Genomic DNA, 16,508 nt, shown 5'->3' with positions numbered 1-16,508 from the left:
GGGGCGACGGGCTGGAGCTGTGCTGTTGTCTCTTGGCCGTCCGCGGGACGGCCCGGGTCCGGTGTGGCTATCCGTGGTGCGGACGCGCCGCCGCGGAGATCGCGTCGGAGAGGCGGTCGAGGATCGCGGCCGCCTGCTCGTCCGTGATGGTGAGAGGAGGAAGGAGGCGTACGACGCTGGAGTGCCGTCCGCCCAGTTCGACGATGAGGCCGCGGCGCAGGCATTCGCGTTGCACCACCGCGGCGAGTTCGGGTGCCGGGGGAAGTGGTCGCGAGGCGCGGTTCAAGGCACCGTCCGGGGCGCCGGTGTCAGTCGGAGCGACCGGGTCCGCCGCACCAGGAGCGGTCGGGTCCGCCCCGGTCGCCGCGGCGGGGGCCACGAGTTCGACGCCGATCATCAGGCCTCGGCCGCGTACGTCGCCGATACAGGGGTGCTCGGTGGCGAGCGACCGCAACTGGGTGAGCATGCGGGTGCCCAGGGCGCCCGCGCGTTCCGCGAGGCCGTTCTCCCGGACGTAGGCGAGGGTGGCCGCGCCTGCGGCCATGGCGAGCTGGTTGCCGCGGAAGGTTCCGGCGTGGGCGCCCGGTTGCCAGACGTCGAGGTCGTCGCGGTAGATCACGACGGCCAGTGGCAGGCTGCCGCCGATGGCCTTGGACAGCACCATCACGTCCGGAACCACACCGCTGTGCTCGACGGCCCAGAAGGTGCCGGTGCGCCCGACGCCGGTCTGGACCTCGTCCGCGATGAGCGGGATGGAGCGTGCGGCGGTGATCTCGCGCATCCGGCGCATCCAGCCGTCGGGGGCGGGATTCACACCGCCCTCGCCCTGCACCGGTTCGAGGATCATCCCGGCCGGTCGGGGCACACCCGACTTGGTGTCGTCGAGGAGGTTCTCGGTCCAGCGGGCCGCGAGTTCGGCGCCGTCCGCACCGCCGATGCCGAACGGGCAGCGGTAGTCCTGCGGATAGGGCAGGCGGGCCACGCGTACGTCCGGTGCGCCGCCGGAAGCGGAGAGCGCCCCGGCCGTCATGCCGTGATAGGCGCCGGTGAACGCGAGCATGCCGTCGCGCCCGGTCGCGGTCCGCACGAGTTTGAGCGCGGCTTCCACCGCGTCCGTGCCGGCGGGGCCGCAGAACTGGATCCGCGCGCGGTCGGCGAGTTCGCGGGGCAGCGTGTGGAACAGCTCGGTGGTGAACGCGTCCTTGACCGGTGTGGCCAGGTCGAGGACGTGCAGCGGCGCCCCTGAGTCCAGGACCTTTCTGATCGCCTCGAGCACGACCGGGTGGTTGTGCCCGAGGGCCAAGGTCCCCGCACCCGAGAGGCAGTCGAGGTAGCGCTGTCCGTCGGCGCCCTCGATCGTCAGGCCGCGCGCCCGCACCGGCACGATCGGCAGAGCGCGCGCGTAGGTGCGCGCGGCCGACTCGCGCGCCGACTGGCGTCGCAGGATCCCCTCGTGTGCTGTGGAGTGCCCCACGGAAGCGACGGAAGCGGAGGGTCCCGCGGAAACCGCCGCGGGCGCCGGCTCGGTCACGGCCACGACTGTTGGTCCTCCCGCTGGGAATGGGCGCTTCCCACGCGAACTGGGCCAGCGCGCCGACGAGTTGGCAGGGGAGATGAACACAGGCAGCCACTCCCCCGTACGTACCAACGACGGGGACCGCGGAGGAACACGGGTAATCGGAAGATCCTTGCCGTGACGGAACCGTTGCCGTTCCGTCGGCTGTCCCCTATGGCACCGGCATAGTGTGGGGTGCCGTTCATCCGCGGCAGGGGTGCGCAGCGCCACGCACGTACGGTGCTCGATGCCCCGTACCGCACGCGGTGTCCGGCATGTGAACGATCTCGAAGCCCAGGGGGAATCTCTACTATGCGACCCATACGCCCGCTCAATACCGCTCGTCGTGGGAAGAGCGCGCGCGGCAGGACGTCCCCCGTGGCGGCCGCTGTCGCCATCGGCGCGGCACTCGTCCTGACCGCGACGGCCTGTGGCCCGAGCGAGGACAACGCGGGCGACGATCCGGCCGCCTCCCAGCCCGCCGACGGCGGCAACGACGACGGCAAGGTCGAGCTTCCGCAGGACATCCAGGACCGGCTCAAGGAGCACGGCATCGACCTGGACAAGTGGCGGGACGGGGCCTGGAAGAACTGGGACAAGGACGACTGGCTCCGCGAGGCCGGTGACTACGTCAACCCGATCATCGAAGGTCTGTGGGACTCGGACCGCATGCGGGACGCGGACAAGAACCCCGACCGCGGTGTCGAGGAGAACGACATCTCCGGCGACCAGGGCGTGACCGACCCGACGCCCGAGCCGGTGGAGGCGGCGGCCCTGAAGACGCCGTACGACGCCAGTGCTCCGGCCTCGGGCAAGCTGTTCTTCGACGGACCCGAAGGCTCGATGGTCTGCTCGGCCACCGTCGTCGAGGACCCGGCGAATCCGGGCAAGTCCAACATGGTGTGGACCGCGGGTCACTGCGTGCACGCCGGCGCCAAGGGCGGCTGGTACCGCAACATCGCCTTCGTGCCCTCGTACAACAACAGCGGCAAGTCGGCCGCCGAGCTGCGGAACGCCCCCAAGGAAGAGGTGGCTCCGCACGGCGTCTGGTGGGGTGACTGGGCACAGACCTCCGACCAGTGGATCGAGAAGGGCGGCCCGACGGGCGGCACGGGCGCGCCGTACGACTACGCGGTCATCCACGTCACGCCCGAGAAGGGCAGCGAGGGTCAGTCGCTCGAGGAGCAGGTCGGTTCGGCGCTCCCGGTGGACTTCAACGCTCCGGCCGTGCCGCAGATCGCCGACATGACGGCGACCGGCTACCCGGCGGCACCGCCGTTCGACGGCCAGAAGGCGTTCCAGTGCGCCGACAAGCCGGGCCGGCTTTCGATCAGCAAGCCCGACCCGACCATGTACCGCATCGGCTGCACGATGACCGGTGGTTCGTCCGGCGGCGGCTGGGTGGCCAAGGGCTCGGACGGCAAGCCCGCCCTGGTGTCCAACACCTCCATCGGCCCGGTGACGGCCGGCTGGCTGGCGGGTCCGCGGCTCGACAAGGGTGCCAAGGGCATCTACGACGCGGTGAGCAAGAAGTACGCCGACAAGTAGCCGCCGCGTAAGGGCCGCTTGATGTGACGACGGCGGGGTCGCCGCAAACCTTCACGACCCCGCCGTCATTCGTCCTCAATCGCACAGGCATAGTGAGGTGTCGCGTCGGCGGGGAGCTCTCGGAGCACTCCCGTCCACACATGACAAGTACATGGCAATAGCAGCAATCACGCGTTCAATTCGGGGGTTACCACAGCATGCGTTCCATTCGTGCGCCCTTCGCGCGCAGTCGCGGGCGTCGTCTCGCACTCGCCGCGACCGGGCTCACCGCGACTCTGGCACTCACCGCCACGGCCTGCGGTCCCAGCGACAACAAGGCCGGCGACAAGGCCGGTTCCGACACCGCGCAGGGCGCCGACAAGGGTTCCGACACCGACACGGGCTCCGATGCCAAGCTGCCCGGCGACATCGCCGACAAGCTGAAGGACCACGGCATCGACCCGGACAAGTGGAAGGACGGGGCCTGGAAGAACTGGGACAAGGACGACTGGCTCCGCGAGTCCAAGGACTTCGTCAATCCCGTCATCGAGGGCCTCTGGAAGCCCGAGCGGATGAAGAAGGCCAAGGACCCGAACAAGACGATCGCCGCGAAGGACGCACCTTCGGACCAGGGGGCGACCGATCCCGAGCCGGCGCCGGTCCAGGCCAAGCGCGAGAAGACCCCGTACCACAAGAACGCCGCCCCGGTCGGAAAGATCTTCTTCGACTCCCCCGAGGGCTCGATGGTCTGCTCCGGCACGGTCGTGAAGGACCCGCGCAACCCGGGCAAGTCCAACCTCGTGTGGACCGCGGGCCACTGCGTGCACGCCGGTTCCGCCGGCGGCTGGTACCGCAACATCACCTTCGTGCCGGCCTACAACGACCTCGGCAAGTCCGAGGCCGAGCTGAGCAACGCGGCCCCGCAGGAAGTCGCCCCCTACGGCCAGTACTGGGCCGACTGGGTCTCGACCTCCGCCGAGTGGATCGACCAGGGCGCCTCTTCGGGCGGCGCCGGCGCTCCGTACGACTACGCCGTGATGCACGTGAAGCCGGAGCAGGGCTCGAAGTCCCTCGAGGAGACGGTCGGCAACGCGCTCGCGGTGGACTTCTCGGTGCCGTCGACGCAGAGCGTGAGCTCGATGGGCGCCTGGGGTTACCCCGCCGCTCCCCCGTACAACGGCCAGATCATGCACAAGTGCATCGACAAGCCGGGCCGCCTCTCGCTGAGCTCCGCCCAGCCGACGATGTACCGCATCGGCTGCACCATGACCGGCGGTTCGTCCGGTGGCGGCTGGTTCCGGATGGTGGGCGGCAAGACGCAGCTGGTCTCGAACACCTCGATCGGCCCGGCCGAGAACACCTGGCTGGCCGGACCGCAGCTCGGCAAGGGCGCCGAGCAGGTCTACGACATGATGAGCGAGAAGTACGGCTCCAAGTAGGCGCGCGGCTACGGCTCCAAGTAGCCGCGCGGCGGGCGACGACCGCCGCACCTCGCGTCTGACACGGCGAAGGCCCGCCCCTTACGAGAGGGGGCGGGCCTTCGTTTCGTCATGCGTGCCGCGTGAACGGCGCCTTCACGGGCCTGCGTTCAGCCCGCGACCGGCACGTACGGCGCGAGATCCGCCGCCAGTTCCGGGTGCACCTTCGCCTTGAGCAGCGTGCCGTCGGCGGTGTGCTCCTCGGAGAGCACCTCGCCCTCGGCGTGCGCCCGCGAGATGAGCTGACCCTGCGTGTACGGCACGAGGGCCTCGATCTCGACCTCGGGCCGGGGCAGTTCGGTGTCGATCAGCGCCAGCAGCTCTTCGATGCCCGCGCCCGTGCGCGCGGAGACAGCGATCGCGTGCTTCTCGTTGCGCAGGAGCCGCTGGAGGACCAGCGGATCGGCCGCGTCCGCCTTGTTGACGATCACGATCTCGGGCACGTCCGTCGCGCCCACATCACGGATCACCTCGCGCACGGCGGCGAGCTGCTCCTCCGGCACCGGGTGCGAACCGTCCACCACGTGCAGGATCAGGTCGGACTCGCCGACCTCCTCCATCGTGGAGCGGAACGCCTCGACGAGGTGGTGCGGCAGATGCCGTACAAACCCGACGGTGTCGGCCAGGGTGTAGATCCGGCCGCTCGGCGTCTCGGCCCGGCGCACGGTCGGGTCGAGGGTGGCGAACAGCGAGTTCTCCACCAGGACGCCCGCGCCCGTGAGGCGGTTGAGCAGGGAGGACTTGCCCGCGTTCGTGTAACCGGCGATCGCGACCGACGGCACCTTGTTGCGCTTGCGCTCCTGGCGCTTGATCTCGCGGCCCGTCTTCATGTCCGCGATCTCCCGGCGCATCTTCGCCATCTTCTCGCGGATCCGACGGCGGTCCGTCTCGATCTTGGTCTCACCGGGACCACGTGTCGCCATGCCACCGCCACCGCTGGATCCGCCGCCACCCATCTGACGGGAGAGCGACTGACCCCAGCCACGGAGGCGCGGGAGCATGTACTGCATCTGGGCAAGGGCGACCTGCGCCTTGCCCTCTCGGGACTTGGCGTGCTGGGCGAAGATGTCGAGGATCAGGGCGGTCCTGTCGACCACCTTGACCTTGACGACGTCTTCCAGGTGGATCAGCTGGCCAGGGCTCAGCTCACCGTCACACACGACGGTGTCGGCCCCGGTCTCGAGGACGATGTCGCGCAGCTCCTGTGCCTTGCCCGATCCGATGTACGTGGCCGGGTCGGGCTTGTCGCGGCGCTGGATGACGCCGTCGAGCACGAGCGCGCCCGCCGTCTCGGCGAGTGCGGCCAGCTCGGCGACCGAGTTCTCCGCGTCCTGCACTGTGCCCGAGGTCCACACCCCGACGAGCACCACTCGCTCCAGACGGAGCTGTCGGTACTCGACCTCGGTGACGTCCTCGAGCTCGGTGGAGAGGCCGGCGACGCGGCGCAGGGCCGCGCGCTCGGAGCGGTCGAACTGTTCGCCGTCCCGCTCTCCGTCGATCTCGTGGCTCCAGGCGACGTCCTCTTCCATCAGGGCATCGGCCCGAAGACCTTCGGGGTAGTTCTGCGCGAGGCTCTGCGCGTCCTGGGAAGGGGAAGAAGAGGAGGTCATTGGATCCTTACGTCGATGGGATTCTTCATAGGGGTCAACGCTCGGGGCCGCCCCGAGATTCCCCGGGCCGGCCGGTGCGGTCCCTGAGATCCCCCCGAAGGGTTTTCCCGGAGCCGCAGCGGCGCCGACCTGAAGATGGTTGCACGGAACGGCCCGTCTCGTCACCCAGGTTATTTCCCTGCCGGAGCCGCCTTACGCCAGTCCGGGTGGCCCGGCATCGGCGGAGTCTTCGCACCGTACAGCCAGGCGTCGAAGAAGCCGCTCAGATCACGGCCCGCGGTCGCCGAGGCGAGCCGCACGAAGTCCGCGGTCGTCGCGTTCCCGTCCCGGTACGTGCGCACGAAGTCGCGCTCCAGGCGATTGAAGTCGTCCTGCCCGATCTCCTGCCGCAGGGCGTAGAGCACCAGCGCGCTGCCGTCGTACACAACCGGCCGGAAGATGCTGATCTTCTGGCCCGGCGCGGGACCCTTCGGCGCGGCGGGCGGGCCGCCCGCAGCGCGCCAGCTGTCCGAGTGCCGGTAGGCCTCACGCATGCGCTTCTGGAGGGGCTTCTTCGACTTCTCCTCGGCGAAGAGTGCCTCGTACCAGGTGGCGTGCCCTTCGTTCAGCCAGAGATCGGACCAGGAGCGCGGGCTCACGCTGTCGCCGAACCACTGGTGCGCCAGCTCGTGCACCATGATCGAGTCCACGTACCACTCGGGGAACTCGGGCCGCTTGAACAGGTCGCTCTCGAAGAGGGAGAGGGTCTGCGTCTCGAGTTCGAAGCCGGTCCGTGCCTGTGCCATCAGCACGCCGTACGCCTCGAAGGGGTAGCGGCCGACCTTCTCCTCCATCCAGCGGATCTGGTCGGGCGTCTTCCTCAGCCAGCGCTCCATCGCCTTGCGGTCCTTGGTGGGCACCACATCGCGTACGGGGAGGCCGTGCGGCCCGGAGCGGTGGACCACGGTGGAGCGGCCGATGGACACCTGCGCCAGCTCCGTCGCCATGGGGTGGTGGGTGCGGAACACCCGGGTCGTGGTGGACCCCAGGTGCGCCGTGGCGACGGGCAGGCCGTTGGCGACGGCGGTGAGCCCCTTCGGGGTGGTCACACGGAACGTGAAGTGTGCCTTGTCGGCGGGGTGGTCGTTGCACGGGAACACGCGGTGCCCGGCGTCGGCCTGGTTGGCCATGGCGAGCCCGTCGGCGGTGGGCACCCAGCCACCGTCCTGGTTCTTCGTGGGCGCGGGGTCGCTGGTGTGCCGGACCGTGACCCGCATCCGCTCGCCCTGGCTCAGCGGCCGGGCCGGCGTGACGACCAGGTCCTCACCGGTGGTCTCGAAGCGGGCGGGGGCGCCGTTGACCTCGGCGGAGCGGACCTTGCCGTGCGCGAAGTCGAGGTTGACCCGCTCCAGCGGTTCGCTCACCCGGGCGTCGATGACCGTGACGGCGTCGAGCGGCTTCTTGTTGTCGCCGCGGTAGGTGAAGGCGATGTCGTACGCCAGGACGTCGTACCCGGGGTTGCCCAGGTGCGGGAAGAGGCGGTCGCCGATGCCGAGCGGTTTGGCCGGTGACGGCTCGCCGGCGGCGAGAAGGGTGGCTGAGGTGGCCGCGGCCAGGAGCGCGGTCGCGATGCGGAGGGTCCTCGGCCGCGAGGCCTTGACCCGGGGGGTGAGCAGCATGAACTACCGCTATCAGCGCGAACCTTCCACACCGGTGTCGGCGCGCGTCATGCCACTCGAACGGGTCGCCCGTAGGAGGCCGATACGACGTCGGCGCCCAAGTCGACTCCTACGAAGTCGCTGCCGCAGGGTGCTGGGCACGACTGACGTCGTACACCCCGGGCACCGCACGCATCGCGCGCATCAGTCCCGGAAGGTGCGCCGCGTCCGGCAGTTGCAGCGTGTACGTATGGCGTACGCGCTGCTGGCTCGGCGGCTCGACGGTCGCCGACATGACCTCGACGCCTTCCAGGGCGATGGCTTCGGTGAGGTCGGCCAGGAGATGCGCCCGCCCGAACGATTCGGCGATCAAGGTGACCCGGCACTCGGCGCTGTCTCCCCAGCGCACGCCGACCTCCGCACGCCCCACTCCCTTCATGCGGGCTACGGCCGGACACTCGACGCGGTGCACGGTGACGACCCCGCCGCGCACGGCGAAGGCGGTCACCTCGTCGGGCGGCACCGGCGTACAGCAGCCGGCGAGGCGTACGGTCGCGCCTTCCCTGTCCACCACGGCGTTCGCCGCCGCGGGACGCGGGAAGTCGGCGGCCTGCGGCGGGGGCGCGGGGGTCGACTTCTCCGGGGCCGCGGCCGGGTCCGGAGCCGATGCCGCGGGCGCCGCGGGCGTGGGGTGGGTCGTGAGCCAGCGCCGGATCGCGATGCGCGCGCCGGGCGTGCGCGCGTGCTCAAGCCACTCACGGGAGGGCCCGGACGCCGTGTCCTGCCCCATGAGCAGCTGGACCGTGTCTCCGTCCCGCAGGACCGTGCTGAGCGTCGCCAGGCGTCCGTTGACGCGGGCGCCGATACAGGCGTGGGCGTCCTCGCCGTACTGGGCGTAGGCGGCGTCCACGCAGCTCGCGCCCGCGGGCAGTCCGAGGGTGCCGCCGTCGGGCCGGAAGACGGCGATCTCGCGGTCCTGGGCGAGATCTTCGCGGAGGGTGGACCAGAACGTGTCCGGGTCGGGGGCCGCTTCCTGCCAGTCGAGCAGGCGGGAGAGCCAGCCGGGCCTGGTCGGGTCGGCGCGCTCGCCCTCCACCGCGTCCTCGGAAGGCGCCTCGGCGGCGGCGTCGGACTGCTCCTCCGAAGGAGGAGCGTACGGATTGCGCAGCGCGACGACGCCTGCTTCGGCGACCTTGTGCATCTGGTGCGTACGGATGAGGACTTCGGCGACCTCTCCGTCCGGGCGGGCCACGGCCGTGTGCAGCGATTGGTAGAGGTTGAACTTCGGTACGGCGATGAAGTCCTTGAACTCCGAGACCACCGGCGTGAAGCACGTGTGCAGCTCGCCGAGCACGCCGTAGCAGTCCGCGTCCTCGTTCACCAGGACCAGGAGCCGTCCGAAGTCGGCCGCGCGCATCTCGCCGCGTTTGCGGTGCACCCGGTGGACCGAGACGTAGTGGCGTGGCCTGATGAGGACTTCGGCCGCGATGCCCGCCTCGCGCAGCACCGCGCGGACGTCGTCCGCGGTCCCTTCCAGCGGGTCGCCGCCGTCGGCGGCGTTGGCCGCGATCAGTCTCTCGACCTCGGCGTACTCCTCCGGGTGGAGGATCGCGAACACGAGGTCCTCCAGCTCGGTCTTGAGCGCCTGTACGCCGAGGCGCTCGGCGAGCGGAATCAGCACGTCCCGCGTGACCTTGGCGATCCGTGCCTGTTTCTCGGGGCGCATGACACCGAGCGTGCGCATGTTGTGCAGGCGGTCGGCCAGCTTGATCGACATGACGCGTACGTCGTTGCCGGTGGCCACGAGCATCTTGCGGAAGGTCTCGGGCTCGGCGGCCGCTCCGTAGTCGACCTTTTCGAGTTTCGTGACGCCGTCGACCAGATAGCAGACGTCGTCGCCGAACTCCGTGCGCACCTGATCGAGCGTCACATCGGTGTCCTCGACGGTGTCGTGGAGCAGGGACGCGGTCAAGGTGGTGGTCTCGGCACCCAGTTGGGCGAGGATCAGGGTCACCGCGAGCGGATGTGTGATGTACGGCTCACCGCTCTTGCGCATCTGGCCGCGGTGGGAGGACTCCGCGAGGACCCACGCGCGCCGCAGGGGCTCCAGATCCGCGTCCGGGTAGTGGGCGCGGTGGGCCTCCGCCACATGGCCGATCGCGTCCGGCAGCCGGTCCCGCGTGGCGGGCCCCAGGAGGGCTGCCCGGCCGAGCCTTCGCAGGTCAAGCCGCGGACGACCGCGCCTGCGCTGGGCTCCGGGCGTCACGGGGCCAGACATCGCAGGGTTTGTAGCCTCCGCACTCATGGGCACCTCCGGCTGCTCCGACCGGCGGTGAGCGGACGACGGCGTGCTCCGTCCGGGCCGGTGCTTGATGCTACCGAGCCCATCACGCGCCGCTGACCGCCTCTCGCCGAGCGTGAAACGGATCACCCATTCGAGCGACAGTTCACGGGTTTACAGTTTCGAGCCATTCCGCGTCGATCACGCCTTCGGCGACGATCACCGCGGGCCCCGTCATCTCGATCTCGCCGTCGGGCCGCTCGGTGATCACCAGGCTCCCACCGGGCAGATCGACGGTGTACGTGACCGGCGAACCGGTCGTGACGGGGTCAGCCCCGTCCCTGCGCGCCGCCGCGACGGCCACGGCGCACGCGCCCGTGCCGCACGAGCGGGTCTCGCCCGCGCCGCGCTCGTGCACCCGCATGGCGACGTGACGCGGACCTCGGTCGACGACGAACTCGACGTTCACGCCCTCCGGGTACGCCGACGCGGGGCTGAAGGGTGGCGCGTCGTACAAGTTGCCCGCGTGTGCCAGGTCGTCCACGAAGGCGACCGCGTGCGGGTTGCCCATGTTCACGTTGCGCGCGGGCCAGTGCCGATCGGCCACGGAGACGGTGACGTCCCCTTCGGGGAGGGATGCCTTGCCCATGCCCACGGTGACGTCCCCGCCGGCGGCGGCCTTGGCGATGTGCACGGTCTTCACGCCGCCCCGGGTCGCGACGGCGAGATCGCCCTCGCCCACCAGTCCGGCGTGCTGCAGATAGCGGGCGAAGACGCGCACGCCGTTGCCGCACATCTCGGCGATCGAACCGTCGCCGTTGCGGTAGTCCATGAACCACTCCGCCTCGGCCGCCAAGTGGCGTGCCTCGGGGTGCGCCACGGAACGCACGACGTGCAGCAGACCGTCGCCCCCGATGCCCGCCCGGCGGTCGCACAGGGCGGCGACAGCGGCCGGGGACAGCGCGACGGCGTTGTCGGGGTCCGGGATGATCACGAAGTCGTTCTCGGTCCCGTGCCCCTTGAGGAAGGCGATCCGCGTGCTCATTCCTCGATCGTACGGGGTGGCGAGGACAGTCAGTCGTCAAGGTGCCCGTCAGGGCGCTGACCTGGTGCGACGACGTCAGCGAAGGCGCGCGACCCGCCACACGGCGAGGACGGCTACCGCGAGGAAGACCAGGGCGTACGCGGAGACGATCCGCCAGTCCGGGCGGCGTCCGGAACCGCGCTCCGGCAGTCCCGGCCAGGTGTGCCCCACGCGGCGGGCGGCCATCATGCCCCAGCCCGCGGCACAGCTGCTGATCAGGAGCCCGAGCATGGCGACGACGGCGCCGCCGTCCCCGAACTCGAAGGCCAGCGGGAAGGCGAACATCAGCGATCCGGCGGCGGCGAGGACGACGATCGGCGCGAGCTGCCAGATGCGCAGTCGGCGCTGCGGTCGCAGCTCGACCTCGACCTCCGCCGCGGCCATCGCGTCCGCGACGGGACCGTCGTCGGTCACGCCGCCCGGGACCTCGTCAGGACCGTCCGGGGTCAGCTCGCCGCCGTCATGCGCGGTGTCACGAGGGCCGGCCTCCATCGCCATCCGCCCTCCCACTTCGGACTCCACTGGTCGATCGATGGTCGATGATGGCACGGCGCCAGGGGCCGGGATGACCGCCGGAGCGTCCCGATGCCATCACGTGATCAGGCTGTGACCGCTCGTTCGACCAACGCCATTGCCCGCCCTGGGAGTTCCCCGCGATCAGTCATGGCACCACTGAGCCAGTGCACCCGGGGATCGCGGCGGAACCACGAGTCCTGACGGCGCGCGAAACGCTTGGTCGCCCGCACGGTCTCCGCGCGCGCCTCGTCATCGGTGCACTCCCCCGCGAGCGCCGCGAGCACCTGCTGGTACCCGAGCGCACGCGACGCCGTACGCCCCTCGCGCAGCCCCTCGGCCTCCAGGGACCGCACCTCGTCGACGAGGCCCGCGTCCCACATGCGGTCCACGCGCGTGGCGATCCGTTCGTCGAGTTCGGGGCGGCCGACGTCCACGCCGATCTGGATGGTGTCGTAGACGGAATCGTGGCCGGGGAGGTTGGCGGTGAAGGGCTTGCCGGTGATCTCGATGACCTCCAGGGCACGGACGATCCGGCGGCCGTTGCTGGGAAGGATGGCCTGGCCCGCTCCCGGGTCGGCGGCGGCGAGGCGGGCATGGAGCGCGCCGGAGCCACGGAGGGCGAGCTCGTCCTCCAGGCGGGCCCGGACCTCGGGGTCGGTGCCGGGGAACTCCAGCTGGTCGACGGCGCCCCTGACGTAGAGACCGGAGCCGCCGACCAGGATCGGCCAGCGTCCGTCGGCGAGGAGGCGGTCGATCTCGGCGCGCGCCAGCTTCTGGTACTCGGCGACGCTCGCGGCCTCCGTGACGTCCCAGATGTCGAGGAGGTGGTGCGGCACTCCGTCGCGCTCTTCGAGCGTCAGCTTGGCGGTTCCGATGTCCATCCCTCTGTAGAGCTGCATGGAGTCGGCGTTGACGACTTCGCCGCCGAGGCGCTGCGCCAGAAAAACGCCCAGATCGGACTTTCCTGCCGCGGTCGGCCCGACGACGGCGATGACCCGCGGTGCGGGAGCTGCTCTACTCACCGCCCCAGTCTCGCAAACCCCGCGGCGACTTCCCGAACGAGCTACGTGACGCCACGCCTCCGGGGTCGTTGCCTGTTGCGAGGTTCCGGCCGCCGGTTTTGAGGATCGGCGACCCGGGAGGCGCAACAGGGCGCACCGGGCGGCGCGGGATTTCGCCCACACGAGTACCGTATGGAGTAGATATGGGCGTTTTTGCACGGTTCCGTAGGAAGTCCAAGGAGACGGAAGAGGCGTCCACAACCGAGGCGGCAGCGAGCACCCTCACGGCCGAGGCTGAAGCGGCCGGGGAGTCCACGGAGCCCGAGGCCGGCAAGGGAGAGGCCAAGGCCGCCGAAACCGGTGTCGGGGACGACTCCGAGACCGCGGCCGAAGCGGGCGCCAAGTCCGACGAGAAGGCCGAGCCGAAGGCCGCAGGGAAGGCAGAGGCGGAGGCGGAGGTGGCGGCTGAGGTCAAGACCGAGTCCGAGGCCGAGGCGAAGGCCGGGGACAAGCCGGACGACGCCGAGGCGGCCTCCGGGGAGAACGTGGACATCCCGAAGCAGCAGTCCGCCGAGAAGGCGGCCGACAACGACGAAGCCGACGAGGGCGCCCGCAAGTGACTCCCCCGGTGAGGGAAGGTGACCGATGGGCTTTCTGCAGAATCTGAAGAACAAGCTCGCCCCGGCGAAGGACAAGGTCGCGGGCCTCGCGCAGCAGCACGGGGACAAGATCGACCAGGGTCTCGACAAGGCCGCGAAGGTGGTCGACACCAAGACCAAGGGCAAGTACAGCGACAAGATCCAGACGGGGACGGGCAAGGCGAAGGACGCCGTTGACCGCCTCGCCGGGACGCCCGACGAGGGCAAGGGCACGGGTGGCGGGCCCACCCCTCCGACGCCTCCTCCGGCTTCCTGAGACCACCGGCTGAATCACTCGTCGGCTCATCGGCCGCGTCACTGCGCCGGAGCGCCGACTGAGTACGCCGGCCAGGTCGCCCGTTGAACGACTCCGGCGGACGGCCGTGGAGCGCCACCAGCTCCGCGGCCGTCGCCGTGCGTCGGCTGCTGGGCGCCGCCGAGGCCGCGCGTGCGGCTCGAACCGCGTGGGCCGCTACGACCAGGTGGACACCAGATACCCGACGCCGTACGGAGCGTCGTCGTAGAGCAGCTCGCCGCTCAGGCCCGCGCCCTCGGCCGCGCCCGCGAGCACCTGCCACGGCGCCCGTCCCGCTGCCTTCAGTTCATGCGCCAGCTCCTCGTCCAGCTCCTTGAGCGCCTCGACGTCCGCGGCACCCAGCGCACGGGCGACCTCGGCGTCGAAGCCGGCCGCCCGCTCGTCGAGGTACCCCGGTGCCTTCAGCGTGCGGCACGCGCTGGCGTCGCCCATCACCAGCAGTGCCACGCGGTCGGCCCCCGCCGCGATTTCCCTTCCGACTTGGATACACCGCTCGGCCTCCAGAGGTTCCCCCACCCCAAAACCTTCCAGCGGGGCCGCCGACCATTCCGTACGGTCGAGCAGCCAGGCGGCCACGGCGAGCGAAGGCGGAAGGGCGCGCTCCGTTCGCTCCGTCGCCTCGTGGGCGGAGCGCCCAAGGCGTACGTCCAGGTCCACGCCGAAGCCACGGAAGGACCCTCGTGCGCCCTGCGGATGCGGGCCACGCTCGGGCTCCCCGGCGGGGCCGACCACGACGAGGCGGTCGGCGCGTGAGGCCGCGAGCACCCCGATGGCGTCCGTGCACGCGGCGCGCGCGGCGTCCAGCTCGGGGGCGGCACCCGCGGCCACCTCGGGGACGAGCAGGGGCGGGCAGGGGCAGACGGCTGCGGCGACAAGCATGATCCGCAGCGTAATGCCCGTCGGCCCTCTAGTAGGAGATCGGTCCCGAGTCCCACTCCAGCTCGGAGATCGAGAAGCGGTACGGGAAGGAGCCCCCGGACGAGCCGTCGCCGATCACCATCCAGCCGTCGGCCGTGCGGTAACGCCGCATCCGTACGGGATAGCGCGGGTGCTTGGGGCGGTACAGGCGGACGAACTCCGCGAACCGCTCCACCGCCTCCTCATGCGTGCCGTCCACCGTGGCCATCAGCTCGAACAGATGCCACGCCCCCGGCCCCGGCGGGTTCTCCATCATCAGCGCCCAGCGCGCCATCGGCCCCTCCCCCGTTGTCGGCCGCTCGACCGTCGTGCGCCGATCGACCGTCGTACGCGCTCGCCCAGGTCAGTCGCAGCCGCAGCCGCTCCCGGAGGCCACCGGCAGCGGCTCGGGGGCGCCCACCTTCGGCAGTCCGAGCATCACGCCCGCGGGCTTGACGGCCGCCTCCGTGTTGCGCTTCTCCCAGGCGTCCCCCGCGCGCGTGGGGCGCACGTTCAGGACGGGACCCTCGGCGAGCAGGTGATGCGGTGCCGCGTACGTGATCTCGACCGTCACGACATCACCGGGGCGGACCTCGGTGTCGGGCTTGGTGAAGTGGACCAGGCGGTTGTCCGGGGCGCGGCCGGAGAGGCGGTGGGTGGAGCCGTCCTTGCGGCCCTCGCCCTCGGCCACCATCAGGTCGAGGGTCCTGCCGACCTGCTTCTTGTTCTCGTCCCAGGCGATCTGCTCCTGGAGGGCGGACAGCCGCATGTAGCGCTCCTGCACGACCTCCTTGGGGATCTGCCCCTCCATGGTCGCCGCGGGCGTACCGGGGCGCTTGGAGTACTGGAAGGTGAAGGCGTTGGCGAAGCGGGCCTCACGGACCACGTGCATCGTCTGCTCGAAGTCCTCCTCGGTCTCCCCGGGGAAGCCGACGATGATGTCGGTGGTGATCGCGGCCTCGGGCATGGCGGCGCGGACCTTCTCGATGATGCCGAGGAAGCGGTCCTGGCGGTACGAGCGGCGCATCGCCTTGAGGATCGGGTCCGAGCCGGACTGGAGCGGCATGTGGAGCTGCGGCATCACGTTCGGGGTCTCGGCCATGGCGGCGATCACGTCGTCGGTGAAGTCGCGCGGGTGCGGGGACGTGAAGCGCACGCGCTCCAGGCCCTCGATCTTCCCGCAGGCCCGCAGGAGCTTGCTGAAGGCCTCACGGTCACCGATGTCCGAGCCGTACGCGTTCACGTTCTGGCCGAGCAGGGTGATCTCGGAGACGCCCTCGGCGACGAGCGCCTCGATCTCGGCGAGGATGTCGCCGGTCCTGCGGTCCTTCTCCTTGCCGCGCAGGGCGGGCACGATGCAGAACGTGCAGGTGTTGTTGCAGCCCACGGAGATGGAGACCCAGGCCGCGTACGCGCTCTCGCGGCGCGTGGGCAGCGTCGAGGGGAACGCCTCCAGGGATTCGGCGATCTCGACCTGCGCCTCTTCCTGGACGCGGGCCCGCTCCAGGAGGACGGGCAGCTTGCCGATGTTGTGCGTACCGAAGACGACGTCGACCCAGGGGGCCTTCTTGACGATGGTGTCGCGGTCCTTCTGGGCCAGGCAGCCGCCGACGGCGATCTGCATGCCGGGCCGCTTGGTCTTCATCGGCGCCAGCCGGCCGAGGTTCCCGTACAGACGGTTGTCGGCGTTCTCCCGCACGGCGCACGTGTTGAAGACCACCACATCGGCGTCGCCGTCCGAGCCCTCGGGCGCGCGTTCGTATCCGGCGCCCTCGAGGAGACCGGAGAGACGCTCCGAGTCGTGGACGTTCATCTGGCACCCGTAAGTGCGTACCTCGTACGTTCCTTTAACGCCCACTGCCTGTCCCCGGTCGCCGCTGCTCATGTGACAAGGGTAGGCGGTCGCGGGAGTGTCCCTGCCGGGAGCCAGGCCCTGGCCATTACTGCGCGTGGCCTGGCAGGATCGCG

General features: G+C 70.6%; 14 protein-coding genes. 4 read left to right on the top strand and 10 right to left on the bottom strand.

Annotated features, from left to right (window positions below):
- Window positions 1–67: 67 nt before the first annotated feature.
- The gene (locus tag ACWFRU_RS08340) at window positions 68–1,537 is read right to left on the bottom strand and encodes a diaminobutyrate--2-oxoglutarate transaminase family protein (RefSeq protein ID WP_453685340.1); all 1,470 of its coding nucleotides are present in this window, start codon (window positions 1,535–1,537) and stop codon (window positions 68–70) included.
- Window positions 1,538–1,867: 330 nt separating this feature from the next.
- On the opposite strand from ACWFRU_RS08340, the gene ACWFRU_RS08335 reads away from it, so the two are divergent.
- Window positions 1,868–3,103 (top strand): trypsin-like serine peptidase, encoded by a 1,236-nt coding sequence (locus ACWFRU_RS08335; protein ID WP_453685339.1) that lies wholly within the window; start codon window positions 1,868–1,870, stop codon window positions 3,101–3,103.
- Window positions 3,104–3,300: 197 nt separating this feature from the next.
- The gene (locus ACWFRU_RS08330) at window positions 3,301–4,521 is read left to right on the top strand and encodes a trypsin-like serine peptidase (RefSeq protein ID WP_453685338.1); all 1,221 of its coding nucleotides are present in this window, start codon (window positions 3,301–3,303) and stop codon (window positions 4,519–4,521) included.
- 149 nt (window positions 4,522–4,670) lie between these two features.
- Here the strand turns inward: ACWFRU_RS08330 and hflX are convergent, their stop codons facing one another.
- The 6 genes from hflX to miaA all read right to left on the bottom strand — a co-directional run bounded on the left by hflX (window position 4,671) and on the right by miaA (window position 12,710).
- Window positions 4,671–6,170 (bottom strand): GTPase HflX, encoded by a 1,500-nt coding sequence (gene hflX / locus ACWFRU_RS08325; RefSeq protein ID WP_453685337.1) that lies wholly within the window; start codon window positions 6,168–6,170, stop codon window positions 4,671–4,673.
- Between the two features lie 170 nt (window positions 6,171–6,340).
- Window positions 6,341–7,828, bottom strand: a complete 1,488-nt coding sequence (locus tag ACWFRU_RS08320) for a M1 family metallopeptidase (protein WP_453685336.1) — start codon at window positions 7,826–7,828, stop codon at window positions 6,341–6,343.
- A gap of 109 nt (window positions 7,829–7,937) precedes the next feature.
- Window positions 7,938–10,112, bottom strand: coding sequence for a RelA/SpoT family protein (locus ACWFRU_RS08315; RefSeq protein WP_453685335.1), 2,175 nt, complete (start codon window positions 10,110–10,112; stop codon window positions 7,938–7,940).
- Between the two features lie 142 nt (window positions 10,113–10,254).
- The gene (dapF, locus tag ACWFRU_RS08310; RefSeq protein WP_453685334.1) at window positions 10,255–11,133 is read right to left on the bottom strand and encodes a diaminopimelate epimerase; all 879 of its coding nucleotides are present in this window, start codon (window positions 11,131–11,133) and stop codon (window positions 10,255–10,257) included.
- Window positions 11,134–11,208: 75 nt separating this feature from the next.
- Window positions 11,209–11,670: a hypothetical protein gene (locus ACWFRU_RS08305; protein WP_363209993.1), complete on the bottom strand. Its 462-nt coding sequence runs from the start codon at window positions 11,668–11,670 to the stop codon at window positions 11,209–11,211.
- A gap of 101 nt (window positions 11,671–11,771) precedes the next feature.
- Window positions 11,772–12,710: a tRNA (adenosine(37)-N6)-dimethylallyltransferase MiaA gene (gene miaA, locus ACWFRU_RS08300; RefSeq protein ID WP_453685333.1), complete on the bottom strand. Its 939-nt coding sequence runs from the start codon at window positions 12,708–12,710 to the stop codon at window positions 11,772–11,774.
- Between the two features lie 182 nt (window positions 12,711–12,892).
- Between miaA and ACWFRU_RS08295 the strand changes: the two genes are divergently transcribed.
- The gene (locus tag ACWFRU_RS08295; RefSeq protein WP_453685332.1) at window positions 12,893–13,309 is read left to right on the top strand and encodes a hypothetical protein; all 417 of its coding nucleotides are present in this window, start codon (window positions 12,893–12,895) and stop codon (window positions 13,307–13,309) included.
- Between the two features lie 25 nt (window positions 13,310–13,334).
- Entirely contained in the window at window positions 13,335–13,604 is a 270-nt protein-coding gene (locus ACWFRU_RS08290) for an antitoxin (RefSeq protein WP_453685331.1), read from the top strand.
- Between the two features lie 195 nt (window positions 13,605–13,799).
- Here the strand turns inward: ACWFRU_RS08290 and ACWFRU_RS08285 are convergent, their stop codons facing one another.
- The 3 genes from ACWFRU_RS08285 to miaB form a co-directional block, all read right to left on the bottom strand.
- Window positions 13,800–14,522, bottom strand: a complete 723-nt coding sequence (locus ACWFRU_RS08285; RefSeq protein ID WP_453685330.1) for a class III extradiol dioxygenase subunit B-like domain-containing protein — start codon at window positions 14,520–14,522, stop codon at window positions 13,800–13,802.
- A gap of 28 nt (window positions 14,523–14,550) precedes the next feature.
- Window positions 14,551–14,835, bottom strand: coding sequence for a hypothetical protein (locus ACWFRU_RS08280; protein WP_160507594.1), 285 nt, complete (start codon window positions 14,833–14,835; stop codon window positions 14,551–14,553).
- Window positions 14,836–14,904: 69 nt separating this feature from the next.
- Window positions 14,905–16,425 (bottom strand): tRNA (N6-isopentenyl adenosine(37)-C2)-methylthiotransferase MiaB, encoded by a 1,521-nt coding sequence (gene miaB / locus ACWFRU_RS08275; RefSeq protein WP_453685329.1) that lies wholly within the window; start codon window positions 16,423–16,425, stop codon window positions 14,905–14,907.
- Between the last annotated feature and the right edge of the window lie 83 nt (window positions 16,426–16,508).

The organism is Streptomyces sp. NPDC055099 (genome assembly GCF_053607685.1).
Note: the sequence above shows the minus strand (reverse complement) of the source record. Positions and strands in the feature narration are given on the sequence as shown.